Origin of the sequence: Caulobacter sp. (assembly GCF_035254145.1) — a bacterium.
In the GTDB taxonomy this organism is placed as follows: Bacteria; Pseudomonadota; Alphaproteobacteria; order Caulobacterales; family Caulobacteraceae; genus Caulobacter.
The window spans coordinates 1-8,042 of the sequence record NZ_DATFAV010000011.1 but is presented as its reverse complement, the minus strand read 5'-3'; the positions used below and the strand labels follow the sequence as shown (position 1 = coordinate 8,042).

The 8,042-nt window shown below is 69.2% G+C and carries 8 protein-coding genes and 1 pseudogene; 4 read left to right on the top strand and 5 right to left on the bottom strand.

Annotation, left to right across the window (positions count from 1 at the left end; genetic code table 11):
- The 3 genes and pseudogenes from VJ655_RS00540 to VJ655_RS00530 all read left to right on the top strand — a co-directional run.
- Window positions 1–189: pseudogene (locus VJ655_RS00540) on the top strand (3-hydroxy-3-methylglutaryl CoA synthase); the annotation flags it as partial.
- A gap of 11 nt (window positions 190–200) precedes the next feature.
- Entirely contained in the window at window positions 201–1,403 is a 1,203-nt protein-coding gene (locus VJ655_RS00535) for an acetyl-CoA acetyltransferase (RefSeq protein ID WP_324097437.1), read from the top strand.
- A 156-nt stretch (window positions 1,404–1,559) separates the two neighbouring features.
- Window positions 1,560–2,681 (top strand): DUF3089 domain-containing protein, encoded by a 1,122-nt coding sequence (locus VJ655_RS00530; RefSeq protein WP_324097436.1) that lies wholly within the window; start codon window positions 1,560–1,562, stop codon window positions 2,679–2,681.
- Here the strand turns inward: VJ655_RS00530 and VJ655_RS00525 are convergent.
- Window positions 2,664–3,035 (bottom strand): DUF6285 domain-containing protein, encoded by a 372-nt coding sequence (locus tag VJ655_RS00525; RefSeq protein WP_324097435.1) that lies wholly within the window; start codon window positions 3,033–3,035, stop codon window positions 2,664–2,666. The genes VJ655_RS00530 and VJ655_RS00525 overlap by 18 nt on opposite strands.
- Window positions 3,032–4,027 carry a phosphotransferase family protein gene (locus tag VJ655_RS00520; RefSeq protein ID WP_414646905.1) on the bottom strand — a complete coding sequence of 332 codons (996 nt, stop codon included), beginning with the start codon at window positions 4,025–4,027 and terminating at the stop codon, window positions 3,032–3,034. The genes VJ655_RS00525 and VJ655_RS00520 overlap by 4 nt, the downstream gene beginning before the upstream one ends.
- Window positions 4,028–4,103: 76 nt before the next feature.
- On the opposite strand from VJ655_RS00520, the gene VJ655_RS00515 reads away from it, so the two are divergent.
- Complete coding sequence (locus VJ655_RS00515) at window positions 4,104–5,048, top strand: DUF808 domain-containing protein (RefSeq protein WP_324097433.1); 945 nt, start codon at window positions 4,104–4,106, stop codon at window positions 5,046–5,048.
- Window positions 5,049–5,053: 5 nt separating this feature from the next.
- On the opposite strand, the gene recG is transcribed toward VJ655_RS00515, so the two are convergent.
- From recG to VJ655_RS00500, 3 genes are all read right to left on the bottom strand, one after another.
- Window positions 5,054–7,150, bottom strand: a complete 2,097-nt coding sequence (recG, locus tag VJ655_RS00510) for an ATP-dependent DNA helicase RecG (protein WP_324097431.1) — start codon at window positions 7,148–7,150, stop codon at window positions 5,054–5,056.
- 42 nt (window positions 7,151–7,192) lie between these two features.
- A complete protein-coding gene (locus tag VJ655_RS00505) occupies window positions 7,193–7,495 on the bottom strand; it encodes a hypothetical protein (protein WP_324097430.1) in 303 nt (100 codons plus the stop codon).
- Between the two features lie 82 nt (window positions 7,496–7,577).
- Window positions 7,578–8,042, bottom strand: a 465-nt coding sequence (locus VJ655_RS00500; protein WP_324097429.1) for an amino acid ABC transporter ATP-binding protein, incomplete at its 5' end; no start/stop codon positions are given.

Here is an 8,042-nt window from a genome sequence, read left to right as displayed (position 1 = left end):
GAGGGCGGCGGGCGGATCATGATGGACATCACCGATGTCGCGCCGGGCGACGTCGAGACGGGCCTGCCGGTGCGGATGGTCTTCCGTATCAAGGAGGTCGACGAAAAGCGCGGCTTCGTCCGCTACTTCTGGAAGGCTACGCCGGACCGCTCCGCGCGGGCCGCTCAAACCGCCGTCGCGGCCGAATAGGAGAAACGATCATGGCGCAAGGCATCCGCGACAAGGTCGCCATCCTGGGCATGGGCTGCAGCAAGTTCGGCGAGCGCTGGGACGCCGGTCCCGACGACCTGATGGTCGAAGCCTATATCGAGGCCATGGCCGACGCCGGCATCGAGCCCAGCCAGCTGGACGCGGCCTGGTTCTCGACCCACGTCGACGAGATGGGTACGGGCAAGGGCGGCACGCCGATGTCGATCGCCCTACGCCTGCCCAATATCGCCGTCACCCGGGTGGAGAACTTCTGCGCCTCGGGCTCGGAAGCGTTCCGGGGCGCGGTCTACGCCGTGGCCTCGGGCGCGGCCGACATCGCCATCGCCCTGGGCGTCGAGAAGCTGAAGGACACCGGCTATGGCGGCCTGCCGGTGGCCAATCCCGGCACCCTGACGCCCCAGGTGATGCCCAATGGCTCGGCCCCGGGCAACTTCGCCCAGTTGGCCAGCGCCTACCGCGCCAAGCACGGCGTCTCCAAGGACGACCTCAAGCGGGCCATCGCCCACGTGTCGGTCAAGAGCCACGCCAACGGGGCCAAGAACGCCAAGGCCCACCTGCGCAAGCCGATCACGGTGGAGCAGGTGCTCAACGCCCCGATGATCGCCGAACCTCTGGGCCTGTTCGACTGCTGCGGCGTCTCGGACGGCGCGGCGGCGGCTATCGTCACGACCCCCGAGATCGCCCGGGCGCTGGGCAAGAAGAACCTGACCATGGTCAAGGCCATCCAGCTGTCGGTCTCCAACGGTTACGAGAGCCAGTACAACGGTTGGGACGGCAGCCACTTCCACACCGCCCGCATCGCCGCCGGCAAGGCCTACAAGGAGGCCGGCATCGAGCGGCCGCGCGAGCAGATCTCGATGATGGAGGTGCACGACTGCTTCTCGATCACCGAGCTGGTGACGATGGAGGACCTGTTCATCTCGCCGGAAGGGCGGGGCTGGAAGGACGTGCTGGACGGCTTCTACGACGCCGACGGCGGTGTGCCGTGCCAGATCGACGGGGGCTTGAAGTGTTTCGGCCATCCGATCGGCGCCTCGGGCCTGCGCATGCTGTACGAGATGTACCTGCAGCTGCAGGGACGGGCGGGCGAACGCCAGCTTTCAAACCCGGTCTTCGGCATGACCCACAACCTGGGCGGCGCGCCGGCCAGCAATGTCTGCTCGGTCGCGATCATCGGCCAGGAAGGCGCTTAGAGCCTGTCTGGTTTAGATGGAAACATCTAAACCAGATAACAGGCTCTAAATCTTATACTTGGAGCGCGTTCGAGCGGTTTAACCGCTTACACTTAAACCTAACGCGCTCTAGGAAAGGGGCTTAAAGCCGCCCAGACCTTGGTGTACCCAGGGTTCATGGGTCTCAAAGGCTTCAAGCGCTGGATCTTCGCGGGCGTGGCGCTGTTCCTGGCGCTGGTGCTCGCGGCGGCTTTTTTCTGGCGCTATGACATCCTCAGCAACGCTCTGGACCCGAAGGTTCCGTTCCTGACCTATCGGCCGCCGCCGGCTCCCGATTATGGGCGAGCCAGCGCCTGGGCCCTGCGTCCGACGGGCGTGGCGCCCGCCGACCGTCCGGTGGATGTCTTCTTCGTCCATCCGACCACCTTCGACGGCGGGCGGGACTGGAACGGCGGGATCGACCAGCCCAAGGCCATGCGGTTCCTGTCGCGGGTGGTGCTGCCTAACTATGCCGGTCCGTTCGACCGGGTGGGGCGCGTCTTCGCCCCGCGTTATCGGCAGGCCAGCCTCTACACCTATCTGACCCTGCGCGACGACGCGCGGGAGGCGCGGCGCTTCGCCTATGGCGACGTGCTGCAGGCCTTCAGGACCTATCAGGTCCGCTACGGCCATGAGCGGCCCTTCATCATCGTCGGGGTGGAGCAGGGCGGCTCGCTGGCCGCGCGTCTGCTGCGCGAGGAGATCGCAGCCAAGCCCGAGCTCAAACGTCGTCTGGTCGCCGCCTATCTGATCGAGACCACCGCGCCGGCCGACGAATACGCGCCGGGCGCCCCGCTGCCCGCCTGCGAACGCAAGGCGCAGACCGGCTGTGTCGCCGCCTGGGTCTCGGCCCCGGAGGGCGATTTCCAGCGCGTGCAGGAGCTGATCGGCCGGTCTCTGGTCTGGGACAGCTCGGACCAGCTGGTGAACCTGGAGGGCAGGGAGCCGCTCTGTTTCAATCCGCTGCTGGGAGGAACCTCCTTGGAGCGGGCTCCCGCACGGCTGAACCTGGGCGCGACCAACGCCACGGGTCTCGATTGGGGAGCGCGGCCGGCGTTTCTGCAGCGCCAGGTGTCGGCCCGCTGCGAGAACGGCGTCCTGCGCACCAGTCGGCCGAAGTCCAACGCGCTGCGCGACAGCGGCTCGTGGGCCGACCGGCGCAAGGTCGACGCCTTCAACCTGTTCTATGCGGACCTCGAAGCCGACGCCCTGGCGCGAAGCCAGGCGATGGCGGGGCAGACATCAGCCGGCGGCCGATAGGGCCGCAAGGCCGCCATAGGTTGGCTGGTCGATCATGATCTGTCCGATGGCGGTCGCGCGCAGATGCGCCAGAACCGCCGGCGCGCGGGGCGCCAGACGCCCGGTCCGCAGCGCTTCGCAGAGCGCGGCGTTGAGCGTGGTGAAATCGCCATCCCGCCCGAGCAGCGCCTTCAGGCGCTCCACCGCCTCAGCCTCGAGACGCGCGCCTAGCTCGGCCTCGCGAGCCAAGGTGGCGCGAGCATTGTCGGCGACGCGCGACAGGAAGGCGTGACGGGCGTCGCCGGCGATGGCGGGCTCTGCTTCAAACGCGGCGATGGCCTCGGACAGCTCGACGGCGGTGGGATGGCTGATCATGCGGCTTCCATCAGGGCGACGAGGTCGATCTCGGTCTCGCTGGTGCGCCGACCGATCATGGCCCGCTCGATCGACCGATCCGAGCCGTTGGCGAAGCTCTCGTACATCATCAGGCACATGACGCCCCACTTCAACGAGCCCAACGCCTGCCAGAACTTCACGCGCTCCAGCGCGATGTCGCCGCCATGGCCGGCCAGCAGGTCGGCATAGTCGCCAAAGCCGCCGACCGGCTTGCGCCATTCGCCGAACCGCCAGGAATTGACGCAGATCCAGCCCAGGTCCTCGGCGGGGTCGCCCAGGTGGGCCAGCTCCCAGTCCAGCACGCCGACCAGCCCTCGCTCGGGGTGGATCATCAGGTTGCCGTTACGAAAATCACCATGGACCAGGACCGGCCGTTCGGGCGGCGGCGGGGCGATCGCCTCAAGCCATAGAAAGGCGGCGTCCAGGATCGGGCGTTGGGCGCCCAACTGCGTGTAGATGGCCTCGTAGCGCGCCAGTTCGCCGCGGGCGTCCGAGGTCGCCAGGGGCGGCAGGTCGGCCGTCGGCACGGCGTGGATCCTGGCCAGCACCTCGCCGCAGCGGCGGGCGAGGCCCGGCCGAACGCCGGCGAAGGCCTCGTCGCGGACGATGCGGCGACCCAGGGTCTCGCCCTCCAGGCGGCCCATGACATAGGCCTCGCCCAGGCCATCCTCCGGCGTGCAGACATGGACGACGCTGGGCGTGGGCGTTCCGACCGCGTCGGCCGCCCGGATCAGGGCCGCCTCGCTGGCCAGGGGCTGGGCGGTCTCGCGCGGCGTGGCCGCGTCCGGCCGGCGGCGCAGGATCAAGGCCGTCCCGTCGTCGAGGTCGAAAGCCCAGGTCTCCAGGCTGGCGCCGCCCGACAGGCGGCGGGCGTTGATCGCCCTGGTCGCGGTTGGCGACAGGCGCGGGGCGAGGCGATCGAGAGCGGCGGCGTCCATGAAGGGAAGGTTCCAGCCTTCACCCAGCGTCATGCAAGCCTTTGCCGACTTTACGGCGCGGTCGCCGGGCCTTACGCACGGCAGGGCCAAATCAACGCCAGGATATCCCATGCCTTCCGGTCTCGCCGCGCTGCTCGATGACGTCGCCGGCATCACCAAACTCGCCGCCGCCTCGCTGGACGACGTGACCGGCGCCGCCGGCAAGGCGGGGTCCAAGGCCGTGGGGGTGGTGGTCGACGACACGGCGGTGACGCCCGGCTACGCCATGGGCTTCACGCCCGACCGCGAGCTGCCGATCGTCTGGAAGATCGCCCTGGGGTCGCTGCGCAACAAGCTGCTGTTCCTGTTGCCGGGCGCCATGGTGCTGTCGGCGTTCGCGCCGTGGGCGGTGACGCCGATCTTGATGTGCGGCGGCGCCTATCTCGCCTTCGAGGCGACCGAGAAGGTCATGGAGGCCTTCACCCCCGAGAGCGAGGGCGAGGCGATCGAGGAGCTGGCGCTCAGCGGGCCTGAACTGGAAAAGGCCAAGGTCGCCGGCGCCATCCGCACCGACTTCATCCTGTCGGCCGAGATCATGGCCATCGCCCTGGCCGACGTCTCCGACAGGCCGCTGGCCATCCAGGCCGGCGCCCTGGCCGTCGTCGGCGTGCTGCTGACCATCGGCGTCTATGGGGTCGTGGCCCTGATCGTGAAGATGGACGACATCGGCCTGCACCTGTCACGCGGCAAGGCCAAGAGTCTGCGCGGGTTTGGCCGGGGCCTGGTCAAGGCCATGCCCTGGACCATGGAGGGTCTGACCCTGATCGGCACGGCGGCCATGCTGTGGGTCGGCGGCGGCATCATCGTCCACGGCCTGGAGAAATTCCACCTGACGCCCATTCCGCATTGGGTCGAGGGCTTCTCGCACTGGGCGGGCCAGGTTCCGGGCGTCGGCGAGGTGACCGGGTGGCTGGCCTTCGCGCTGGGCTCGTCCGTGGTGGGCCTCGCGATCGGTGGTGTCCTGGCCGGGGTCATGCACCTCTGGCATCACCGCAAGGGCGCGGCGGCGCACTGATTTGCTCAGCCCGCCTCGTTCAGCGATGAGGCGGGTTTCCAGTCGAACAGCTCTTGCAGTGTTCGCAGCGCCTGTCCGCGCGGCGAGGTGAGGTCCGGGTCGCGCGCCAGGATCAGCCGGGCGTCGTCGGCGGCGACGGCGATCAGATCGCGGTGCGCCACCGGATCGGCCAGGCGATAGGCCGGGAAGCCGCTCTGCTTGAGGCCCAGCGGATCGCCGCCGCCACGCAGCTCCAGGTCCTTTTCGGCGATCTCGAAGCCGTCATCGCTGCGGCGCAGGATATCGAGGCGCTTCTGCGCCACCTCGGACAGCGGGGGATCGTAGAGCAGGACGCACGAGCTCTCGCGCGTGCCCCGGCCGACGCGGCCGCGCAGTTGGTGCAGCTGGGCCAGACCGAAGCGATCGGCGTGCTCGATGACCATGATGCTGGCGTTGGGAACATTGACCCCCACCTCGACCACCGTTGTGGCGACCAGCACGCTGACCTCGCCATCGACGAAGCGCTGCATGACCGCGTCCTTCTCGGCCGGCGGCATCTGGCCATGCACCAGGCCGACGCCCGGCAGGTGGCGCGCCAGGTCGGCTGCGCGATCCTCGGCGGCGCGCAGGTCGATCTTGTCGGACTCAGAGACCAGAGGGCAGATCCAGAAGGCCTGGGCCCCGCCGGCGATGGCCACGCGCAGGCGCTCGACGATCTCGGGCACGCGCGGGGTCGGCGCGGCGCGGGTGGCGACCGGGGTGCGGCCCGGCGGCTTTTCGTCGATGCGCGAGACGTCGAGGTCGCCGAACACCGTCAGTTCCAGGGTGCGCGGGATCGGAGTCGCCGACATGGCCAGCAGGTGGACATCCCAGTCTACGCCGGCGGGCCCCTTGTCCTGCAGCCGCCGACGCTCGTTGACGCCGAAGCGGTGCTGCTCGTCGATGATGGTCAGGGCCAGGGCCTCGAAGGCGACGTCGTCCTGGAAGAGGGCGTGGGTACCCACGGCGATAGCGTGGGTTCCGTCGGCGAGGCCCTGGAGCTTGGCCGCGCGGCCCGCGCCCTTGTCGCGTCCCGTCAGCAGGACGACCGACAAGCCCAGCGCCTCCAGCGGCGCGGCGATGGTTTCAAAGTGCTGGCGGGCCAGGATCTCGGTCGGGGCCATCAGGGCCGATTGCAGGCCGGCGCTAGCCGCGTCGGCCATGGCCAGCATGGCCACCACCGTCTTGCCCGAGCCGACGTCGCCTTGCAGCAGCCGGCTCATCCGCTCGCCCGAGGCCAGGTCGCCGCGGATCTCGGACAGACTTCGGATCTGGGCGCCGGTCAGCTTGAAGGGCAGGGCTTTTTCCGCCGTCTCCGACAGCGGGCCGGCGGGGATGCGCGGACCTGGATGGGCGCGGCGCGCGGCCTTGCGCTGGGCCAGGGCCAGTTGGTGAGCCAAGAGCTCGTCATAGGCCAGGCGCCGTCGCGGGCGGGTCAGGGGCGAGAGGTCGGCTTCGCTGGCCGGGCCGTGCAGAGCCGCCAGGGCCTCGCGCCAGCCGGGCAAACGTTCGCGTTCGCGCCAGGCGGGGTCCTGCCATTCCGGAAGCTCCGGCGCTCGCTCAAGCGCTTCGAGCGCGAACTTGCGGAAGGTGCGCGAGGGCAGGCCCGCGGTGGCCGGATAGACGGTCTCGACCTCGGGGATGTCGCCGGCGCGCTCCTCGGCGACGATGTAGTCGGGGTGAGCGATCTGCAGCTCGGAAGCGAAACCCTCCGGCCGCTCGATCCTGCCGCTGACCGCCCGGCGCGCGCCCTTGGGATGCTGGCGCTCCAGATGCGGGCCGTGGCCCTTGAACCAGATCAGGGTCAGGAAACCCGTCCCGTCCCAGGCGCGGATCTTCCACGGCTGCCCCAGGCGGTGCGGCGGCTGGTGGCTGTCGATGGTGACGATGAAGGTCTGGACCTGTCCCTCGACCGCGCGGTCGACCGTGGTGACGCCGCGCTGGATCAGTCCGGTCGGCGCGGTGAACAGCACGTCGCGCACGATCGGCCCCGCCAGCTTTTCAACCAGCGGCGCGACGCGCGGGCCCACGCCCTTGAGCGTGGACACCGAGGTGAACAGGGGAAAGAGAATCTCCGGGCGCATACGACGCGACCTTAGCCGCGTCCGCGCCCGGCTGCAGCAGCCTCAGTCCGCCTTATTCATCACGGGCTGGAGGGCGATGACGATATCGGAATACTCGTCCGCGCGCGACGCGCCCGAGACGTTTAGCCGGGTGTAGAGCCAAGTCGCGCCGTGACGGGCATAGGCCTCCGACCAACGGTTCTTGGCGTCGACCAGATTGTTGGCCTCGCCCGCGAAGACCACCGTCCCCTTGGCGTCCAGATAGACGTAGTTGCCGGCGATGGTCGTCGCCGGGTCGCCGTTGTCGGCCAGCTTGTAGCGGTAGACGGCGCCCGAGGCGCCCTTGAGTTCGATATAAGGCTTCACGCAGTCCTCGCCATAAAAGCCACCCGGCGTAGGCGCTCAGGTCGTGAAGGGTCCCGTGGGCCAAATTAAGGCTACCAAAGGACTACTGCAAGACACCTGATCTGGCCAGGAAGCGCCGGGTCCGCTCCTCGCGCGGCGAGGCGAGCAGCTGGCGGGATGGTCCTTGCTCCACGATGACGCCGCCGTCCATGAAAATCGTGCGGTCCGCGACATCGCGCGCGAAATCCATCTGGTGGGTGACGATAACCATGGTGCGTTTCTCGGCGGCCAGGTCGCGGATCACCGCAAGGACCTCGCCCACCAGCTCGGGATCGAGGGCCGAGGTCGGCTCGTCGAACAGGATGACTTCCGGATCCATCGCCAGGGCGCGGGCGATGGCGCAGCGCTGCTGCTGGCCGCCGGACAGGGCGGCCGGATAGGCGTCGGCGCGGCCGCCGAGGCCGACCTTCTCCAGCAGGGCCAGGCCCTTGGTCCGCGCGACGGCGGGCGCGACCTTGCGGACCACGACGGGCCCCTCGATCACGTTCTCCAGCGCCGTGCGGTGCGG